Here is an 18,085-nt window from a genome sequence, read left to right as displayed (position 1 = left end):
GTCAGTCCTCCTCGGTTGTGGCCTCGTCCGCACTCGCAAGGTACGCGAGCGTGGCACGGAACGTCTCGTCGGCGCGGGTGGTCCACCAGTCGTGGCGGACGGCCGTCACCTTCATCACGGTGCCCACGGGCAGCACGCGCGCCAGCGTCGCCCCCGTGCTCGACGGCAGCGAGTGCACGTGCGCGACGCCGCGCGCGCTGCCGAGCACGATCTCGGCGGGCAGCCCCGGCTCGACGACGGCGAGGCCGGCGGCCCTGAGCCGCTCGAGCGCCGCGGGGTCCTCGCGCCGGTGCGGCAGGTAGGTCGCCTCGGCCCCGTGGGACGCGGCCCAGGCCTCGTAGCGCTCGGGGTCGACGTAGCCGTCGACGGCGAGCGCGGAGCCGAGCACGACCACGGACCGGAGCTCGACGGGCGGGGCCGCGTCGAGCGACCGCAGCCACGCGTACCGGTTGGGGACGATGCGGGCGCCGGGCACCGTGGGCATCGCCTCGTGGTCGGCGTAGGCGGTGACGAGCGTGACCCGGCCCGCGCGCGCCGCGGCGCGCAGCCGCGAGCCGGTGAGCGTGCCGAGCGTGCGCTGGACCGCGGACTCGCGCTGGCCCATGCGGGAGAAGCGCTCGATGCCGGCGAGCACCGCGGCGAGGTGCAGCGCGGCGGAGCCGTCGTCGACCACCACAAGGTCGCGGGCGCCGGTCGTGGTCACGACGGCGCGGAACTGGCCCGAGAACGCGTCGCCGACGAGGCGCCGCGCGGCGTCGCGGAAGCGCGGGTCGGTCGCGGTGGACGCCTCGGCGAAGCGGATCCCCTCCGGCAGGTGGGGCTCGAGCCAGCGCGCGGTGTCCGCGAGCTGGGCGACGCCCCGGCGCAGGAGGATGAGGGTGGGCTCATCCAGGTCGGCCGCCGCCTCGACAGCGTTGATGAGCTGGAGGGGCGACTCGACCCACCCGACGCGGGGGTCGTCCGTGGTCACTTCGACTTCTTGTAGGCGCGGACGACCTCCTTGGGGTCGCCGTCCATCTTGAGCTCGCCGTGGTCGATCCACAGCACGCGGGTGCAGGTGTCCATGATCGAGCGCATCGAGTGGCTCACGAGGAAGACCGTGCCGGCCTGCTGGCGGAGCTCGCGGATGCGCTGCTCGCTCTTGGCGCGGAAGTCCTTGTCGCCCACCGCGAGCGCCTCGTCGACCAGCAGGATCTGGTGGTCGCGCGAGATCGCGATGGAGAAGCGCAGGCGCGCCGCCATGCCGGACGAGTAGGCCTTCATGGGCATGTCGATGAACTCGCGGATGCCGGAGAACTCGATGATGCCCTCGCGTCGGGACGCGACCTCGTCGGGCGTCATGCCGAGCGCGAGACCACCGAGCATGACGTTCTTCTCGCCGGTGAGGTCGTTGATGAGCGCGGCGTTGACGCCGAGCAGCGCGGGGCGCGACGCGGAGTACACGGCGCCCTTGACCGGCTGCTGCAGGCCAGCGATGGCGCGCATGAGCGTCGACTTGCCGGACCCGTTGTGGCCGATCACGCCGATCGACTCGCCCTCGTAGGCGGCGAAGGACACGCCCTTGATCGCCTTGACGATGCGCACGCCGCGCTGGCGCTGCATCAGCGAGCGGCGGTCCGAGGCTGCCTTGCCGGAGGCGAAGGTCTTGTACTGGACGTGGATGTCGTCCACGACGATGGTGGGCTTGCGCTGCTCATTCACGGCCGTAGCGCTCCTCGGCGGTCCAGAAGAAGAAGACGCCGACGATCAGCGTGACCACCGACGCGATCAGGGCGATGACCGCGAGCTGGGTCATGTCCGTGTCGCCGCCCATGAAGGCCCAGCGGACGAGCTCGACGAAGTCGTGCACGGGGTTGAGCCTCGCGAGCGTCAGCATCCATGCCGGCTTGTCCGCCAGCACCTGCTCGAGCGAGTAGAAGATGCCGGTCGTGTAGAAGATCAGGCGCGTGATGACGGGGATGATCTCGGTGACGTCGCGGACGTGCACCGTGAGGCGCGCGGCGATGAGGGCCACACCCATGTTGAACATCGTCATGAACGCGAGGATCACGGGCACGAGCAGCCAGGTCCACGTGGGGTACTCGCCGAAGCCGATGAGGATGACGGACAGCACCGCCATCATCGGCACGAGCTCGTAGATGTTGCGCAGCACCGCCGCCAGCGGCAGCAGCATGCGCGGGAAGCTCAGGCTCCTCACCAGGGACGTGTTGCCCGTGATCGCCCGGGCGCCCTGGGAGAACGACTTGCTGAAGAACGAGAAGATGAAGAATCCCGTCACGAGGAACGGGATGAAGTTGATGCCCTCGCGCGACGACTTCGGCATGATGACGCCGAAGATCAGGCCGTAGACGGCCGCCTGCAGCAGCGGGTTGAGGACGACCCAGGCGAGGCCCAGGCGGTTCTGGTTGAGGCTGCCCTCGATGCGGTAGCGCGCCAGCCGGATCGCGAAGTGACGGCGCTGCCACATCTCCTTGAGGTACGCCGGAAGGTCCTGTCGCGCACCCACGCGCGGCAGGCCCGCCTCCCGCGCGAGCGCGGCGTAGTCGATCTCGGTCACACGTCTCCTCGGGGTGAATGCCTCAACGTCCTGCGAAGGCGTTGTGCCCCCTGCTGGGAACGAGGATACCGAACAGGCATCCGGCGCCCCAAGACAGGTGCATGGTGGGGAGCACGCCGAGCAGGCGCAGCCTGACTCCCGGCGCGACGTCGGCCCGGAGCGCGGTGAGCAGCACCCACGCCGGGTAGACGAGGAACGGCAGCGCGCCCGCGAGCGCGACCACGTTGCCGACGACACCGCCGGCGATCGCGCCGGCGAGGACCATCACGGCGCCGAGCGCCAGCGCCACGAGCAGCGCGGGCGGGACGAAGTAGCGCAGCGGCACGCGTCCGCCCAGGCGGCGGATGATCTCGCCGCGCCACCGGCCCGAGGCGTGGAACTGCTTCCCGAGCGCGCGCACCGACGAGCGCGGGCGGTAGACGACGTCGAGCGCCGGCTCGAACCACACCAGCCCGCCGCGCGCCATGAGGCGGCGGTTGAGGTCCCAGTCCTCGCCGCGCGAGAGGGTCTCGTCGAAGCCGCCGATGGCGAGCACCGCGGCGCGGTCGAAGACCCCCAGGTAGGCGGACTCGGCCGGGCCGGCCTCGCCGCCCGTGTGATAGACGGCGCCACCGAGCCCGCCGGGCGAGTTGTAGCCCCACGCGACGGCCTGCTCGTACGGGGTGCGGCCCTCGGCGTGCATGCGGCCGCCGAGGTTGACGGCGCCCGCGGCGCGCAGCGACCGCACCGCGGTCACGGCGTAGCCGGCCGGCAGCACGGAGTGCGCGTCGACGCGCACGACGACGGGGAAGCGCGCATCGGCGATGCCGATGTTCATCGACTGCGAGATCGCGTTGCGCGGGTTGCGCAGCACCCGGATCTCGGGGTGGGCCTCGGCGAGGCCGGCGACGACCTCGTCGGTGCGGTCGGTCGAGGCGCCGAGGACGAGCAGGATCTCGCGCTCGTCGAGGCCGTCCTGGGCGAGGATGCTCTGGACGGCGGCGACGACGTAGTTCTCCTCGTTGAGGACGGGCATCACGAAGCTCACCCGGATCGCGTCGGCGTTCACGTCTTCCTTCCTAGGGGCAGCAGCAGGCGCAGGAGCGCAACCGTGCTCAGCGAGTCGAGGGTCGGGACCACGTGCGCCTCCCGCCGCCGCTCCCGCAGGAGAGGTGTGCCGTCGGGATCCTCGAACGCGAGGCCGTGACCGAGCAGCGCGGACACCGCGCCGGCGACCGCGGCCTGCGCGGTTGCGGCATCAAGCATCTCACCCTCGCGGCCGTCCCGCGTCTCCGCGGCCGCGTACAGCGCGTGCAGGACCGCGCCGCGGACCACCGCGAGGCGGACGTCGCGCGGCGTCGGGGTGCCGGCGAGCCCGCGGTCGATCGACTCGAGGAGGTCACGCTCGGCGGGCTCCAGCGCGTGCGGCTCCGCGACGGGCGCGCCGAGCGCGGCGCCCAGCTCCCCGGATCCGGGCCGGACGATGCGGGCGCCGGGTCCCGCGGCCCGCACCAGGCGGCGCGCGCGCACCCACGCGCGGAGCATGGCGGCGAGCACCGACGGGCGGCGGTCGCCGGCCGCGAGCGCGTCCTGACGGTCGAGCGCGGCCGCCAGCGCGAGGGGACGGAGCACCACGAGCCGCTCGCCCGCGGGCGCCTCGAAGCGGGCGGCCCGGAGCGCGCGCAGGTCCGCGCGGCACAGCGTCGCGACGGTGCCGCTCATCGCGCCACCGCCCTGCGGGCGCGGCGGCGCAGCGCGCCGAGCACGGCACGGCGTGAGGGACGGCCGGGGCCGGCGACCGGCTCGCCGCCCGGCAGGCGGGCGCCCGCGAAGTTGACGCCCTCGCCGAGCGCCGCGGAGGTCGCGCCGAGCACCGCGAGGGCGGCCAGCTCGGGGTCGACCGCCGCGCACGGGGCCGGGGCCTCGGCCGGCGGGTTGCCGGGCAGGGCGCCGAGCGCCTCGAGGTCGCCGACGACGTCGACGCCGAGCCCCGCGAGCGCGCGCGCCGCGGCGGCGCCCTCGTGGGCGAAGCGGGCGGCGAGCGGCGCGGACGCCGCGATCGAGCCCTCGTCCTGCGTCGGCTCGCGGTCGCGCAGCACGGCGCTGATCGCGCCGTTGCGCATGACCCGGTAGTAGACGCGGGGGTCGACGGGCGCGGCCGCGGCATGGGCGAGCGCGTTGACCCCCTGCGCGAGCTCGGCCTCCGCGCGGGACATCCCGCGGTTGCTCAGCAGCGCGTCGCGCGGTGCCGAGGCGAGCGTGCCCGGCTCGAGCGCGAGCAGCCCCTCGAAGGCGTCGAACAGCAGCGCGGGCCGGGACTTGTCGAGGATGACGACGTGGACGCGCTCGGGTCCGAGGAGGTCCGCCCAGACCCGGGCGATCGCGGGGAGGTCGTGCTGGCGCCAGAAGCCCGTGCCGGGGCCGCTGCCCTCGGTGCCGCCTTCGCGGTCCCGCACGTCGAGCACGCGGGCGATCCACGTCTCGAACGGGGCGTCGCCCGCGTCCTTGACCCACTGCTGCCAGGCGGACGGCAGCACCGACACGTACGCGCGTGCGGTGATGACGACGTGCAGGTCGGGTCCGAGCTCGTCGAGGAAGCGCCGCGCGACGGCGGGGGTCGCCTGCGCGATCTGCTCGTAGCTCAGCCAGCCGATCGCGTCGGGGTGGCTCCGCAGCTCGTCAGCGATGCGCTCCCACCGCGCGCGCGGACCGGCCTCGAAGACCGCCGTCGAGCGCCCCATCAGCGCGTTCGACGCGGTGCCGTGGTTGAGCGCGATCCCCGGGTAGCACACGCCCTGCTCGAGCAGCGGGCCGCGCAGCTGGGCGGCCGCGGCCTGGACCGCGGTGGTGCCGGTCTTGGGCAGCCCGATGTGCAGCAGGGTCGCGCCGGGGTTCAGCGGACGCACGCCGGCCACGCTCATGGTCTCCGCGCCGCCTTTCCTTCGGGTGCCCGTCCGGGGAACCCCTGCATGGTAAGCGACGGGTGGGGGCGCCCCGACCGGGCGCCGGGACCGTGCCATCGTGGGAGAATCGGGCGACCGTGAGCCCGATGGGGCGCACACGCGAGCTGGAGGGCTTATGACCGACGGATTCACCCGAGCCTGGCGCGCCGCGCGCCGCGTGACTCGAGCGGGGTCCCCGGAACCGACGCCGGCACCGGCCGCCACGCCGAAGCCCCCGGCCCCCATGGAGCCCGCCGCATCGTCCCCCACGCCCGCGCCGCAGCCCAAGCCGGCGCCCGCGCCGAAGGCGGCGCCCTTCAGCGCGATCGAGGTCGAGCGCGTGCGCGCCGCCGGTGGCCCGTTCCCCGGGTCGATCCGGCAGTCGGACAATCCCGAGGATCTCGAGGCGCTGCTCGCCGGCCGCTACGCGTACGCGCACCTCGCTGACGACTTCGACCCCGTGCCGCCGCCGGCGGACCTGGTGTTCGCGGCGGTGTGCAACGACAAGTACGCGCCGGGCCTCGAGGCGCTGCTGCTCAGCCTCCAGCGGCAGTACCCGGGCCTCGACAACCGCTTCCTGATCTTCCACGACCAGGGCCTGTCCGCCTTCACGCGCACACGCCTCGCGGCGCTCTACCCGAGGCTCGAGTTCCTCGACCGCGACCCCGAGGCGTACGACGTCGCGATGTCGGACCACTACAACCACCGCAAGATCGGCCACCTCGGCTACCTGACGCTCGAGGCGCTCACGCTCGAGGACCCGTCGTGGATCGTGGTGCTCGACACCGACCTGCTGATCCTCGGCGACATCTCCGCGCTGTGGCGCGGCACCCGCATCAAGGCGGTGCCGGACATCGGCCACCGCCCGTACGCGATCGACGCCGACGTCACCGGCCGGCCCGTCATCAACAGCGGCGTGCTGTCGCTGCCGCGCGCGGAGCGCGGCCCGGAGGCCCGCGAGCGCATGGAGCGGATCCTCGCGACCATCGACGCGACGACGGACCCGGCGCTGGACCGCTTCGCGGACCAGAAGTTCTGGAACCTCTACCTCGCCGAGCGCGACGTGGAGCTGCTGCCGCAGACGTACAACATGAACAAGATGCTGCTCGAGTGGGACTACCCGGAGGAGGTGGGCGCCGTGCGCATCCTCCACCTCACCGGGCCCAAGCCCTGGTACGGCTTCCTTTCGGACGACCTCCTGGAGGGCGAGGACCGCCAGCGCTACCGTCGCGGCCTCAACCGCTTCAAGATGTCGTTCTCGCTGTGGACCCAGTCCTACGTGTCCGCGATCATGGCGGCGCGCACGCGCCAGTTCCGCGCCGAGGAGGGGGCGGCCCTCGAGGCGCTCCGCGGGAGCGCGGCGGGGCGCCCGGTCGTGCTCATCGGCAACGGCCCGTCCCTGCGCGAGACGGACATGAGCGCCTTCGCGGGGTACGAGAGCGTCGTCTTCAACTGGTTCGTCAACCACGACGACTTCGACACGATCCGCCCCGACCACCTCGTGCTGCCCTCGCACATGCTGTTCGGCGGCTGGCACACGACCACGCCCGAGCTGCCGCGGGAGTTCCTCGACGCGCTCACCCGCCACACGCACCGCCCGACGCTGTGGACGTCCTTCTACTTCAAGCCGTACCTCGAGACCCTCGAAGAGCTGCGCGGCTACGAGATCCGCTACTTCCTGTTCGAGAAGCCCTTCAAGCGGCGCATCGCGAAGACCGGGTGGGCGCCGCTGGACCTCACGTCGGCGCTCGTGGACTCGAACACCGGCGTGCTCACCGCGGGCGTGCCGATGGCGCTCCACATGGGCGCGAGCGCCATCGTGCTCGTGGGCTGCGACTCGAACTACGAGAGCGCGGCGGGCAGCTACTTCTACGAGTCGGACCAGCACGCCTCGAAGACGACCCGGCCCGCGGACCTCATCGCGACGTGGCAGGAGGACGGCGCCGGCCCGTTCGGCTACTCCGTGGTGCGGCGCGAGCTCGACCGCCGCGGCGTGCCGTTCCTGGACGCGACCGTGGGCGGGCGGCTGGACATGCTCGACCGCATCTCGATCGACGAGGCCCGGGCGCTCGGCGGCGACGCCGGCCGCTGAGGCCGGGCCGCACGCCGGGGGCGGGGCGCCGCAAGCGTGCCGCCCCGCGTCGAGCGCCTCAGGTCAGCGCGGGCCGTCCCACGTCGCGAGGCGCGCGAGCAGCGCGTCGTTCTCCTCGGGAGCGCCGATGGTGACGCGCACGCCCTCGCCCACGAAGGGGCGCACGAGGATCGCGGGCTCGGCGGCGCCGAGGTGCGCGACCAGATCCGCCGTCGCGTCGCCGACGCCGAGCCACACGAAGTTGCCCTGCGACTCGGGCACCGACCAGCCGTCGGCGATCAGGGCCTCGCGCACGCGGCCGCGCTCCGCGACCACCTGGGCGGCACGCTCGAGCAGCTCGTCGCGGGCGTCGAGCGACGCGATCGCGGCGGCCTGGGCCGGCCCGGACACGGAGAACGGCGTCACGCACGCGCGCACCGGCGCGAGCAGCGCGGCGGGGCCGACGGCGTAGCCGACGCGCAGGCCCGCGAGGCCGTACGCCTTGGAGAACGTGCGCAGCAGCAGCAGGTTCGGGTACCGGTCGAGCGAGGCCGGGCCGTCCGCGACCTCGGGGTCGCGCACGTACTCGACGTAGGCCTCGTCCAGCACGACCAGCACGCGCGACGGCACCTGCGCCATGAAGGAGTCGAGCTCGGCCTGCGTGAGGATCGGGCCGGTCGGGTTGTTGGGCGAGCACAGCATCAGCACGCGGGTGCGGTCCGTGATCGCGGCGACCATCGCCGGCAGGTCGTGGCGCGACTCGGCCGTCAGCGGCACCATGACGGGCTCGGCGCCCGCGATGCGCGCGAGGATCGGGTACGCCTCGAAGCTGCGCCACGCGAACATGACCTCGTCGCCCGGGCCGGTGTACGCCTGGAGGATGTGCGCGAGCACGGCCACCGAGCCGCCGCCCACGACCACCTCGGACGGGTCGCGGCCCACCTCGCGCGCGATCCGCGCGGTCACCGCCGACGCCCCCATGTCGGGGTAGCGGTGGATGCCGGTCGCGGCGTCCTCGATCACGCCGACCACCGAGGGCAGCGGCCCGTGCGGGCTCTCGTTCGAGGAGAGCTTGACGGGCGGCGGCGCGTCGGCGGCGCCGCGGGCGCCGGGGACGTAGGCGGGCAGCGCAGCGACGTTCGGTCGTGGCTGGGGCAGGTGGGAGGCGGGCGCGTCGGGCATGGGAACCAGGATGTCACCCCGGGTGACGCCCGTGGAACAATGGCGGCCATGCGCTTCGTCCTCGTGTCCGCGATCACGGCTGTCGCGGTATGGCTCGTGACCCTGCTCCCCCTGGATGTGGCGGTCGAGGGAGGCGACGGCGGGACGTGGGCCCGCATCGGCGTCTTCCTCCTCGTCGGCGCCGTGATGGCGGGCGCGAACCTGCTCATCAAGCCCATCGTCGACGTCCTGTCGCTGCCGATCAAGATCCTCACGCTCGGCCTGTTCGCCCTGGTGACCGCCTGGTTCATGCTGTGGCTGACCGCATGGCTCACCACGCTCGTGCCGTGGGCGGAGCTCACGATCGGCGCGTTCTGGGAGACGCTGCTCGCCGCGCTGCTCATCAGCCTCATCACCGCGATCCTCACCGCGGTGGTGCCCGGCGCCTCCAAGAACTAGGCGTCAGTCCGTGACCGGCCGGTAGGCCGTGACGGTCGAGCGCGCCTCCGTCAGCAGCGGCCGCGCGCCGTCGAGCCACGCCTCCGTCGACGCGGAGACACCCTCGTCCACCAGCCTGGCGGTCGCGGCGTAGCCCGCGAACCCGTGCGCCTCGGCGATCGTGCGCGAGCCGTCCGGGGCATCCGCGCGCTCGGAGCGCCGGCGGTCGTGCGACACCGTCACCCGCGACGGGGTGTCCGGGTTGGCGCGCGCGTCGAGGCCCGGCACCAGGTCCCGCGTGTTCTCGAGGTGCAGCGCCGCGACCGTGGGCGGCAGCCGGATCCGCCCGGTCGGCGCGCCCGCGGTCACCACCCGCTCGACCCGGAAGCGGTCCGCGAGCGCGGCGGCGGCGATCATCGCGACCATGCCGCCCTGGCTGTGCCCCGCGAGCAGGAGCGGCTCGTCGGGGCCGATCCCGTGGGCTACGACCGCGTCGACCACCGCGCGCGCCGCGTCGGACATCGCCCCGAGCACCGACGCGAGGTCCGCCTCGAGGTCCGCCGGGTTGCCCGACGTCACCCACCAGTCCTCGGTCCCCGGCACGTAGACCAGGTGCCGCGCGCCGTGCGCGTCCCGGACGGTCTCGATCGCGATCGTCCCGTCGCCCTGGGTGTGGACCCATGCGAGGCGCCCGACGACGTCCTCGAGGCTGCCCGGCGCCTCGTCCTCGAGCACGGGGGCCGGGTCGACCGCCCGATACGGAGGCTCCCCCGCCTCCGCCTGGTGCACCACGAGCGCGACCATCGCGACGATGCGCGCGTAGTCGTCGCCCGCGAGCGCGAGCAGTCCGGCGGCCTCATCACGCCCCACGAGCCCGGTCGTGGGCGGCAGGCCGGGGCCTCCGAGCAGCAGCATCGCCGCCGGGCCGCCGGCCACGAGCGCGGCGGTCCGGTTCAGCCACGCGAGCGAGCCGAGCCAGTCCGCGCCGGCCTCGCCCAGCCGCCCCGCGAGGCCCACCGCGCGCCGCGCCTCGGCCTCCGCCTCGAGGTACGCGAGCGCGGTCGCGCGCAGCGTGGCGGCGAGATCACGGAGCCGGACGGCCTCGGTGGACGATGCGGCGGCCGCGTCGAGCAGCCCGGCGGCGGCGGGCGCCCGCGCCGGGGACCAGCCCGCCACCTGCGCGGCCACCCCGAGGGCCCGCGCGGCGTCGTCGAGCGCGTCGGCGGCGGCCGCGAGCGCCCCGGCCGCCGCGTCGAGGTCGTCGAGGACCGCCATCACGCCGCCCGCGCCGCCGGCGGACCAGATCGGCTCCGTCACGGTGCCGGCCAGGGCGGCACGGCCGGCACCGCCGCCGCCACCAGGCCGTCGAGCACCCGGACCCGCGCGGCCGCCTCCGCGAGCCGGTCCGCGTACGCGCGGCCATGGACCCCCTCCCAGCGCACGCGCCGCGCGGCCTCCAGGCGGGCGTGCGCCACATCGACCTCGAAGCGGGCCCGCTCGATCAGCGCCGTGATGTCGTCCATGCGGGGACGGTAGGCGCGCACCCGGCCCGGCGCGGAGCCCGCGCTGCCGCCCTGGGGACGGCGCGCATCGTCCCTCCGTCCGGGGACCGCGGCCCGCACGCGCCGTGCGTGGGAGAATGTCCGGCGTGACCGACTGGACCTCCCTCGCCTCCCTCGAGCCCGCGATCGCCCTCGGCCCCCTCGACGGCCGCTATCGCGGCGCCGTCGCCCCGCTCGTGGACCACCTGTCCGAGCCCGCGCTCAACCGCATGCGCCTCCACGTCGAGGTCGAGTGGTTCATCCACCTGTGCGAGACCGGCGCCGTGCCCGGCACCCGCGCGCTCGCCGCGGACGAGGTCGCGCTGCTGCGCGGCATCCCCGCGGGCTTCGACGCGGACGGCATCCGCGAGCACGCCGACTTCGAGAAGGTCACCGTCCACGACGTCAAGGCCGTCGAGTACGTCATCAAGGCCCGCATCAAGGGCACGTCCCTCGAGCCGCTGAGCGAGCTCGTGCACTTCGCGTGCACCTCCGAGGACATCAACAACCTCTCGTACGCGCTCATGGTCAAGGGCGCCGTCGAGGACGTGTGGCTGCCCGCCGCATCGTCCCTCGTGGAGCAGGTCGCGGACCTCGCGCGCGCCGCCAAGGCGACGCCGATGCTGTCCCGCACGCACGGCCAAACCGCGACGCCGACCACGCTCGGCAAGGAGTTCGCGGTGCTCGCGCACCGCCTCGGCCGTCAGCTGCGCCGCATCGAGGGCCAGGAGTACCTGGGCAAGATCAACGGCGCGACCGGCACGTACGGCGCGCACACCGCCGCGGTCCCCGCGACGGACTGGATCGAGGTGTCGCGCACCTTCGTCGAGGGGCTCGGGCTCACCTGGAACCCGCTCACCACGCAGATCGAGTCGCACGACTGGCAGGCCGAGCTGTACGCGGACGTCGCCCGCTTCGGCCGCATCCTGCACAACCTCGCGACCGACGTGTGGACGTACGTGTCGCTCGGCTACTTCGCGCAGGCCACCACCAAGGGCTCGATCGGGTCCTCGGCGATGCCGCACAAGATCAACCCCATCCGCTTCGAGAACGCCGAGGCGAACCTCGAGATCTCGGCGGCGCTGTTCGACGCGCTCGGCGCGACGCTCGTGACCTCGCGCCTGCAGCGCGACCTCACGGACTCGAGCTCGCAGCGCAACATCGGCGTCGCCTTCGGCCACTCGATGCTCGCGATCGACAACGTCAGCCGCGGCCTCAAGACCCTCTCGGTGAACGAGGCGGCGCTCGCCGCGGACCTCGACGCGTCGTGGGAGGTGCTCGCGGAGCCGATCCAGTCGGCGATGCGCGCGGCCGCCGTCGCGGGCGTGCCCGGCATGGACAACCCGTACGAGCGTCTCAAGGACCTCACGCGCGGCCAGCAGATCGACGCCGCCGCCATCCAGGCCTTCGTGGCCGGGCTGCCGCTGCCCGAGGAGACCGCCGCGCGCCTCGCGGCCCTCACCCCGGGCTCGTACGTGGGCCTCGCGGAGAAGCTGGTCGACGACTACCTCGCCTGACCCGGTCGCCCCTGCCGCTGACCGCTGATCCACACAAGCGGTCCCCGATCAGGCCCGATCGATGCATATCGCGTCGATTCGAACCCTCTTTGGTGGAGCAGCGTCTTTTCTGTGTGGAGGAGCACACGGGGGCTCGCACGGCGCGGGTGGTTGTCCGCTTCGTCCGATATTGCTAGGTTCGACGCCACCGCACCCGCCGACGACCTGAGAACCGCCGGTCGGGGGCGACCCGGTCGACGTCCGTGAGGGGGATCCGTGACCGACGTCCGTCCCGCCACCCCACGCCTCGGCCGCACGGCCGCGCTGGCGGCCATCGTCGCGCTCGCCTTCGCGGTGCTCGTCGCGGCGGGACCGCGCGCGGACGCCACCCGCAAGTCCTCGACCACCGTGACGATCGCCTCGATCCGGGCCGCGTCGGGCCCGCTGCTCGTGCACGGCGAGACCGCCGTCATCCGCGGCGCGGCCTCCGGCAACCTGACCGGCGCGCGGCTAGTGCTGCAGCGCAAGAAGGACGGCCGCTGGATCGACACCCCGACCACCGCGAAGGTGCGGGCCGATCGCACCTACCGCATGCGCTTCACGGTCCGCGGCATGGGCACCACCCGGTACCGGGTGAGGTTCGACGGGACCGCCACGAAGGCGGCGTCGCAGCGGACCACGACCGCGACCGTCTGGCGATGGATCTCCCTGGTCCCGCACCGGACGGACGGGAACCTCGTCGCCGGCCGGGCGGACCTGGACGGCTGGCACTACCCGTGGGTGCTGCGCGCCCGCGGCATCGACGGCGGCGCCGCCGACGGCGGCACGATCGCCCTGTCGCGGCGCTGCGACCGCGTCACCACGGTGATCGGCGTGGACGATGCGTCGGACCCGGGCTTCCTCGCGGACTTCTCGATGACGCTCGACGGCCGGGAGGTCCTCGGCGGCGTCCGCATGGGCACGGGCGCCTCGGCCGTGGTGTCGCTCAAGACCGCGCGCGTCGCCGAGCTCGGCCTCGCGGCCGCCTATCCGGCCGTCACCGGGACGCAGCGCGGCTGGTCGGTGTGGGCGCGCACGCAGGGGCTGTGCAAGGCGTACCCCGCCACCTAGGCGCGGCCCTCAGGCCGGCGCGACCGCGTCGCCGACCCGGATCTCACCCGGCTCGACCACCTCGCAGTAGACGGCGACGCACGCGTCGCGCCGCTCGCCCAGGGGCTTGAGGAAGCGCGCGCTCTCGGCCACGCCGTCCTGCGCGAGGTCGATGACGCGGCACCGCTCGTTGCGCTTGACCGCGCGCAGCCGCACCCCGCCGGCGGTGAGCTCCGACCCGATCCACGTCTCCTCGACGAACGGCTCCTCGGTCTCGACCACGACGTTGACCCGCAGGCGTCGCGGGTCCGCGTCGACGCCCAGCTCGTCGCGGCACCACGCGAGGGTGGCGGTGCCGACCACCGACACGGGGCGCGAGTCGAAGAAGGTCCGCTCCCCCGGCTCCTCGCCGCGGACGCGCATCGGCTCGCCCAGCGCGACGCTCAGCTCGGCGTCGAGCTCGGGCGACCCCGCGCGCCACTCGCCGCCGGGGCCGGCGACCACCACCGCATCGTCCGCCGTTCGCGCCGAGTAGGCCATGACCTCCTCCATCGCGCGCCACCGGCTGCCGCGCTTGCCGGCCGCGAACAGGCCGTCCGCGTCGAGGACCGCGAGCGCGCGGTCGCCCATGAGGCCCCGCGCGTCGACCTCGACGCTGGCGAGCGCCTCCCCGCCCATGGCCTTCACGGGGTAGCGGCGGAGCGAGACGATGCGCATCCCGCCAGCGTAGGCCGGGAACCCCCGGTCGTTAGAGTGGCGTGACGATGGACATCGCAGCCCCCGCGCCCGCCGCGCCCCCCGCAGAGGTCACCCTGCCGTCGAAGGCGCGCATGCGGGCCGAGGTGTGGATCGTGCTCGGGCTGTCGCTCGGGCAGACCGCCGTGTACGCGGCCATCCGCCTCATCGAGCGGTACATGGACACCACGCCCATCTCGGGTCAGACCACCACGCTCAACCCGAGCCGCTCCAGCATCGACTGGATCGACCTCATCCGCCAGGTGCTGGGCATCGGCTTCGCCCTGGTGCCCGTCGCCCTGGCGCTGTACCTGCTGAGCCAGCACGGCGCATCGTCCCGCGTGCGGCTCGGCCTGGTGGGACCCGCGCGGAAGTGGTGGGGCGACGTGGGCTGGGGCGCGATCCTCGCGGCGTCGATCGGGCTGCCGGGGCTTGCGCTGTACGCGATCTCGCGGGCGCTCGGGCAGACCGTCACCATCGACACGTCGGGGCTGCCGGACATGTGGTGGTCGGCGACCATCCTGCTGCTGTCCGCCGCGGCCGCGGGCGTGCTCGAGGAGTTCGTGGTGGTCGGCTTCGTGCTCACCCGGCTGCGCGACCTGGGGCGGTCGCCGTGGACCGCGATCATCCTCGCGGCGCTGCTGCGCGGCGCCTACCACCTGTACCAGGGCTGGCCCATGGCGCTCGGGAACGTGGTGATGGGCCTGGTGTTCGGCTGGGTCTACGTGCGGCGCGGGCGGCTCGCGCCGCTGGTACTCGCGCACTGGACGCTCGACGCGGTCGCGTTCATCGGCCCGGAGGTCGTGCCGCACGGGTGGCTCGAGTCGCTCGGCGTGGCGTGAGCCGCCCCTTCTCCCCGGGACACCAGGCGCTTCCCTTTAGACTCGCCGCATGGCCGCCGACGCATCCGTGACGCGCGAGGACGCGCCGGCCGTGCGCATCCTGGACGAGCCGGAGATCCGGGTGCGGCGCTTCACCGACGTGCTCGGCCTGCTGGGCACCGTCGTGGGCATCGTCGCCGTGCTGTTCATCGGCGAGTTCGCGCTCGGCACCACCGAGGGCATCACGCAGGACATCTCCTCGATCTCGCCGTTCCTGCAGCGTCTGCTCGTGGCGCCGGTCAACCTCTTCACCGCGATCCTCGCGATCATCATCCCGGCGCTGATGATCGTCGACATGCTCGTGCGCCGCGAGCCGCGCCGCATCATCGAGGCGCTGGGCGCCGCCATCCTCGGGGTGATCGTCATCCTGATCGCGGCCGCGATGCTGCTGTCCTGGGGCACCGAGGAGATCCAGACGAGCCTCACGCCGCGCGGCGCCGACACCATGCAGCTGCCCGCGTACGTGGCGGCGCTGTCCGCGCTGCTCACCGCCGCGGGGCGGCGCTCCACCAGGCGCAGCCTGTCGCTGTCGTGGAACATGCTGTGGTTCGGGCTGGCGATCGCCGTGATCTTCGGCGTCATCACGATCCCGTCCGCCCTGCTCACCGTGCTGCTCGGGCGCGCCGCCGGCCTGGCGCTGCGCTACTGGCTGGGCTCGACCGCCGACCGCGCGTACGGCAACGTCCTCGTCGAGGGCCTCAACCGCGCCGGCTTCCATCCGCGCTCGCTCATCAGGGCCGACATCGAGCACGATGCGGACCAGCCCGAGCTCGACGCCGTCACCGACGCGCTGGCACGGACCCGGCACGGCCGCGTCTATGCGATGACCACCGTCGAGGGTCATCACCTGCTCGTGGTCGCGCTCGACGGCGACCAGCAGGCCGCGGGCTTCGTGTCCAAGCTGTGGACCTCGCTGCGGCTGCGCGGCATCGACACCCGTCCCGACGTGTCGCTGCGCCAGAGCGCGGAGGCGACGGCGCTGGTCTCGCACGCGGCTCGCGTCGCGGGAGTCCGCACCGGCCGCGTCCTCGGGATGGGGCAGATCCGCGACACGATGCTGCTCGTCTACCAGCGCCCCCCGGTGTCACGCCCGCTCACGGACGTGCCCGTCTCCGAGATGACCGATGCGCTGATGGACGCCCTGTGGGCCGAGGTCGCGTCGGCGCACCGGGCGGGCATCTCGCATCGTCGCCTCGAGGCCGACACCATCCTGGTGGGCGACGACGTCGAGACCGACCCCGCCGTGTGGCTGACGTCCTGGGAGATGGGCGAGGCTGCGACGAGCGCGTTCGCGCAGCGCATCGACGTCGCGCAGGTGCTGGCCCTGACCGCCGCCCGCGTCGGCGCCGAGCGGGCCGTCGACTCGGCCTTCCGCTCGCTCGGGGCGCAGCAGGTCGAGCAGGCGGCGCCGCTGCTGCAGACCATCGCGCTGCCGCCTCACACGCGCGCGGCCGTCAAGGAGAGCGAGCACGAGAAGGTGCTCGAGCAGGTGCGCGAGGAGATCCTCGCGCGCTCGCCCGAGGCGGAGGTCGCGAGCGAGAACATCGTCCGCTTCGGCGGGCGCACCATCATCACGATCGCGCTCGGCCTCGTCGCCGCGGTGGTGATCCTCGCGAGCTTCAACACGCAGCAGTTCCTCGACGCGGTGCAGCAGGCCAACCCATGGTGGCTGGTCATCGGCTTCGCGTGGGCGCTGCTCACGTTCGTGGGCGCGGCGCTCGCGCTCGCCGCGTTCAGCCCCGTCAAGGTGCCGTTCAGCCGGGTGCTGCTCACGCAGGTGGCGGCCGCCTACATCTCCGTCGCGGTGCCCGCGGGCGTGGGCCCCGCGGCGCTCAACCTGCGGCTCCTCACCAAGCGCAAGGTGCCGACGCCTCTCGCCGTCGCGACGGTGGCGCTGGTGCAGGTGAGCTCCGTGGTGGTGACCGTGCTCGGCCTGGTCGGGCTGACGCTGGCATCCGGCTCGAAGGGCGCGCTCGCCGCGCTCCCGTCGACCGCCGTGGTGATCGCGTTCGCGGTCGTGGTCCTCGTGATCGCCGCCGCGATGCTGGTGCCACGGGTGCGGACGTGGGCGATGAAGCGCGTCCTGCCGACGCTGCGCCAGACGTGGCCGCGCCTCGCCCAGGTGCTCGGTCAGCCCTGGCGGCTCGCGCTGGGCCTCGCGGGCAACCTGCTGCTCACCATCGGCTTCGTGGGCGCCTTCCAGTCCTCGCTGCTCGCGTTCGGCGAGGACCTCGCCGTCATCGACGTCGCGGTGCTGTTCTTCGTCGGCAACGCCGTGGGTGCCGCGGTGCCGACCCCGGGTGGTCTGGGTGCGGTCGAGATCGCGCTCACCACCGGCCTCACCGGTGCCGGCCTGCCGTACGCCGTCGCGCTGTCGGCGGTGCTGGTGTACAGGTTGCTGACCTACTGGCTGCGCATCCCGCTGGGGTACGTCGCGATGAAGTACCTGGAGCGCAAGGGCGAGCTGTAGACATGTCAGTTGTCGCGCCACCTTGGCAATCTGACCCTAGTTCAGCAAAGTTGCCTTTCCAGTTTGGCAATTGCTGGATTGCGCGGCTGCCGAGTCGACTTCGCCGCGAGGCTCCGTCGGCGAGAACGGGGGGTGGCATATCGGTGCGAGCAGGCCCCGTACCGATGACGTAGCCGTCGGCGCTGGCACACGGCGCGGGGAGTCGTTGGCACTCCCCGTGGTAGCAGCCGCCGCAGGGACGAGAACGCCGGACCGTACCGCCGCCGCCCATCCCAGGATCAGGCCAACGAGCACCAGCAAGAACCGACGGATCATGGCCACTCTAGTTCCTCGAGCTCTCGCCACCCCGAAGTCAAGTCTCGGCGATCGAGCTCGTCCTCGAGGTTTGTGAATCCAGTGGGTGCTGGATCGACGCCGGGAAGCCAAACCGCCTCGCACTCGTCGCAGACCTGAAGCGTCTCGTCGGTCGCGAGCAATCGGTACGCACTCACACGGCCCTGGCCACACCGGGGGCACTCGATGTAGACGCTCATGGCGATGGGAACGCTGTGATGATCTGGCTAGTGCCAGGGCGGACGATGATGGTCACGCTTGTTTCGCCTCCAGTACCGGCGGTCCTTCCCATCCGAATCACGTCAACCTATCGCGCAGGCGCCGCGTCCCTGCGCGATGATGGAAGGAACGATACGGCGTCCATCGGACCCGGCCGGGCGCGCCGCGCGACC

The 18,085-nt window shown here is 73.3% G+C and carries 16 protein-coding genes; 6 read left to right on the top strand and 10 right to left on the bottom strand.

Going from position 1 to position 18,085, the window contains the following annotated elements:
- Position 1 precedes the first annotated feature (1 nt).
- Genes AOM02_RS12010 through AOM02_RS11985 form a run of 6 tightly spaced genes read right to left on the bottom strand, consistent with a single transcriptional unit; the run spans position 2 to position 5,457 of the window.
- Positions 2-970, bottom strand: coding sequence for a hypothetical protein (locus AOM02_RS12010; RefSeq protein ID WP_062299488.1), 969 nt, complete (start codon positions 968-970; stop codon positions 2-4).
- Complete coding sequence (locus AOM02_RS12005; RefSeq protein WP_062299480.1) at positions 967-1,701, bottom strand: ABC transporter ATP-binding protein; 735 nt, start codon at positions 1,699-1,701, stop codon at positions 967-969. Before AOM02_RS12005 ends, AOM02_RS12010 begins: the two co-directional genes overlap by 4 nt.
- Positions 1,694-2,557 carry an ABC transporter permease gene (locus AOM02_RS12000; RefSeq protein ID WP_062299478.1) on the bottom strand — a complete coding sequence of 288 codons (864 nt, stop codon included), beginning with the start codon at positions 2,555-2,557 and terminating at the stop codon, positions 1,694-1,696. The genes AOM02_RS12005 and AOM02_RS12000 overlap by 8 nt, the downstream gene beginning before the upstream one ends.
- Positions 2,558-2,579: 22 nt before the next feature.
- On the bottom strand, positions 2,580-3,605 hold the full coding sequence (locus tag AOM02_RS11995) for a glycosyltransferase family 2 protein (RefSeq protein WP_228373032.1): 1,026 nt from the start codon (positions 3,603-3,605) through the stop codon (positions 2,580-2,582).
- On the bottom strand, positions 3,602-4,258 hold the full coding sequence (locus AOM02_RS11990; RefSeq protein WP_062299475.1) for a hypothetical protein: 657 nt from the start codon (positions 4,256-4,258) through the stop codon (positions 3,602-3,604). Before AOM02_RS11990 ends, AOM02_RS11995 begins: the two co-directional genes overlap by 4 nt.
- Positions 4,255-5,457, bottom strand: coding sequence for a hypothetical protein (locus AOM02_RS11985; protein WP_062299473.1), 1,203 nt, complete (start codon positions 5,455-5,457; stop codon positions 4,255-4,257). The genes AOM02_RS11990 and AOM02_RS11985 overlap by 4 nt, the downstream gene beginning before the upstream one ends.
- A gap of 265 nt (positions 5,458-5,722) precedes the next feature.
- Here AOM02_RS11985 and AOM02_RS11980 point away from each other — a divergent pair, with 265 nt between their 5' ends.
- Entirely contained in the window at positions 5,723-7,570 is a 1,848-nt protein-coding gene (locus AOM02_RS11980) for a glycosyltransferase family protein (RefSeq protein ID WP_062299471.1), read from the top strand.
- A 63-nt stretch (positions 7,571-7,633) separates the two neighbouring features.
- On the opposite strand, the gene hisC is transcribed toward AOM02_RS11980, so the two are convergent.
- Positions 7,634-8,731: a histidinol-phosphate transaminase gene (hisC, locus tag AOM02_RS11975; protein WP_062299469.1), complete on the bottom strand. Its 1,098-nt coding sequence runs from the start codon at positions 8,729-8,731 to the stop codon at positions 7,634-7,636.
- Between the two features lie 48 nt (positions 8,732-8,779).
- Here hisC and AOM02_RS11970 point away from each other — a divergent pair, with 48 nt between their 5' ends.
- Entirely contained in the window at positions 8,780-9,169 is a 390-nt protein-coding gene (locus tag AOM02_RS11970; RefSeq protein ID WP_169746636.1) for a phage holin family protein, read from the top strand.
- Positions 9,170-9,172: 3 nt separating this feature from the next.
- On the opposite strand, the gene AOM02_RS11965 is transcribed toward AOM02_RS11970, so the two are convergent.
- On the bottom strand, positions 9,173-10,465 hold the full coding sequence (locus AOM02_RS11965; RefSeq protein WP_062299463.1) for a hypothetical protein: 1,293 nt from the start codon (positions 10,463-10,465) through the stop codon (positions 9,173-9,175).
- Positions 10,462-10,671: a hypothetical protein gene (locus AOM02_RS11960; protein ID WP_062299461.1), complete on the bottom strand. Its 210-nt coding sequence runs from the start codon at positions 10,669-10,671 to the stop codon at positions 10,462-10,464. The genes AOM02_RS11965 and AOM02_RS11960 overlap by 4 nt, the downstream gene beginning before the upstream one ends.
- 116 nt (positions 10,672-10,787) lie before the next feature.
- Here AOM02_RS11960 and purB point away from each other — a divergent pair, with 116 nt between their 5' ends.
- Together purB and AOM02_RS11950 are read left to right on the top strand one after the other, a co-directional pair.
- Complete coding sequence (purB, locus tag AOM02_RS11955; protein WP_062299458.1) at positions 10,788-12,206, top strand: adenylosuccinate lyase; 1,419 nt, start codon at positions 10,788-10,790, stop codon at positions 12,204-12,206.
- Between the two features lie 255 nt (positions 12,207-12,461).
- Positions 12,462-13,295 carry a hypothetical protein gene (locus AOM02_RS11950; protein ID WP_062299455.1) on the top strand — a complete coding sequence of 278 codons (834 nt, stop codon included), beginning with the start codon at positions 12,462-12,464 and terminating at the stop codon, positions 13,293-13,295.
- A 9-nt stretch (positions 13,296-13,304) separates the two neighbouring features.
- On the opposite strand, the gene AOM02_RS11945 is transcribed toward AOM02_RS11950, so the two are convergent.
- Entirely contained in the window at positions 13,305-13,991 is a 687-nt protein-coding gene (locus AOM02_RS11945; protein WP_062299454.1) for an MOSC domain-containing protein, read from the bottom strand.
- 47 nt (positions 13,992-14,038) lie between these two features.
- On the opposite strand from AOM02_RS11945, the gene AOM02_RS11940 reads away from it, so the two are divergent.
- Positions 14,039-14,851, top strand: a complete 813-nt coding sequence (locus AOM02_RS11940; RefSeq protein WP_062299452.1) for a CPBP family intramembrane glutamic endopeptidase — start codon at positions 14,039-14,041, stop codon at positions 14,849-14,851.
- A gap of 49 nt (positions 14,852-14,900) precedes the next feature.
- Positions 14,901-17,360, top strand: a complete 2,460-nt coding sequence (locus AOM02_RS11935; RefSeq protein WP_062299450.1) for a lysylphosphatidylglycerol synthase transmembrane domain-containing protein — start codon at positions 14,901-14,903, stop codon at positions 17,358-17,360.
- Positions 17,361-18,085: the final 725 nt, after the last annotated feature.

Origin of the sequence: Demequina maris, assembly GCF_000971155.1 — a bacterium.
GTDB lineage: Bacteria > Actinomycetota > Actinomycetes > Actinomycetales > Demequinaceae > Demequina > Demequina maris.
The sequence above is the reverse complement of the archived record's forward strand: the minus strand, read 5'-3'. Positions and strand labels throughout refer to the sequence as shown.

Excerpts from the sequence above, each read along its gene's own strand:
- AOM02_RS11990 (WP_062299475.1), bottom strand. The coding sequence starts at position 4,258 with ATGAGCGGCACCGTCGCGACGCTGTGCCGCGCGGACCTGCGCGCGCTC.
- AOM02_RS11985 (WP_062299473.1), bottom strand. The coding sequence starts at position 5,457 with ATGAGCGTGGCCGGCGTGCGTCCGCTGAACCCCGGCGCGACCCTGCTG.
- AOM02_RS11980 (WP_062299471.1), top strand. The coding sequence starts at position 5,723 with ATGGAGCCCGCCGCATCGTCCCCCACGCCCGCGCCGCAGCCCAAGCCG.
- hisC (WP_062299469.1), bottom strand. The coding sequence starts at position 8,731 with ATGCCCGACGCGCCCGCCTCCCACCTGCCCCAGCCACGACCGAACGTC.
- AOM02_RS11970 (WP_169746636.1), top strand. The coding sequence starts at position 8,780 with ATGCGCTTCGTCCTCGTGTCCGCGATCACGGCTGTCGCGGTATGGCTC.
- AOM02_RS11960 (WP_062299461.1), bottom strand. The coding sequence starts at position 10,671 with ATGGACGACATCACGGCGCTGATCGAGCGGGCCCGCTTCGAGGTCGAT.
- purB (WP_062299458.1), top strand. The coding sequence starts at position 10,788 with ATGTCCGGCGTGACCGACTGGACCTCCCTCGCCTCCCTCGAGCCCGCG.
- AOM02_RS11945 (WP_062299454.1), bottom strand. The coding sequence starts at position 13,991 with ATGCGCATCGTCTCGCTCCGCCGCTACCCCGTGAAGGCCATGGGCGGG.
- AOM02_RS11940 (WP_062299452.1), top strand. The coding sequence starts at position 14,039 with ATGGACATCGCAGCCCCCGCGCCCGCCGCGCCCCCCGCAGAGGTCACC.
- AOM02_RS11935 (WP_062299450.1), top strand. The coding sequence starts at position 14,901 with ATGGCCGCCGACGCATCCGTGACGCGCGAGGACGCGCCGGCCGTGCGC.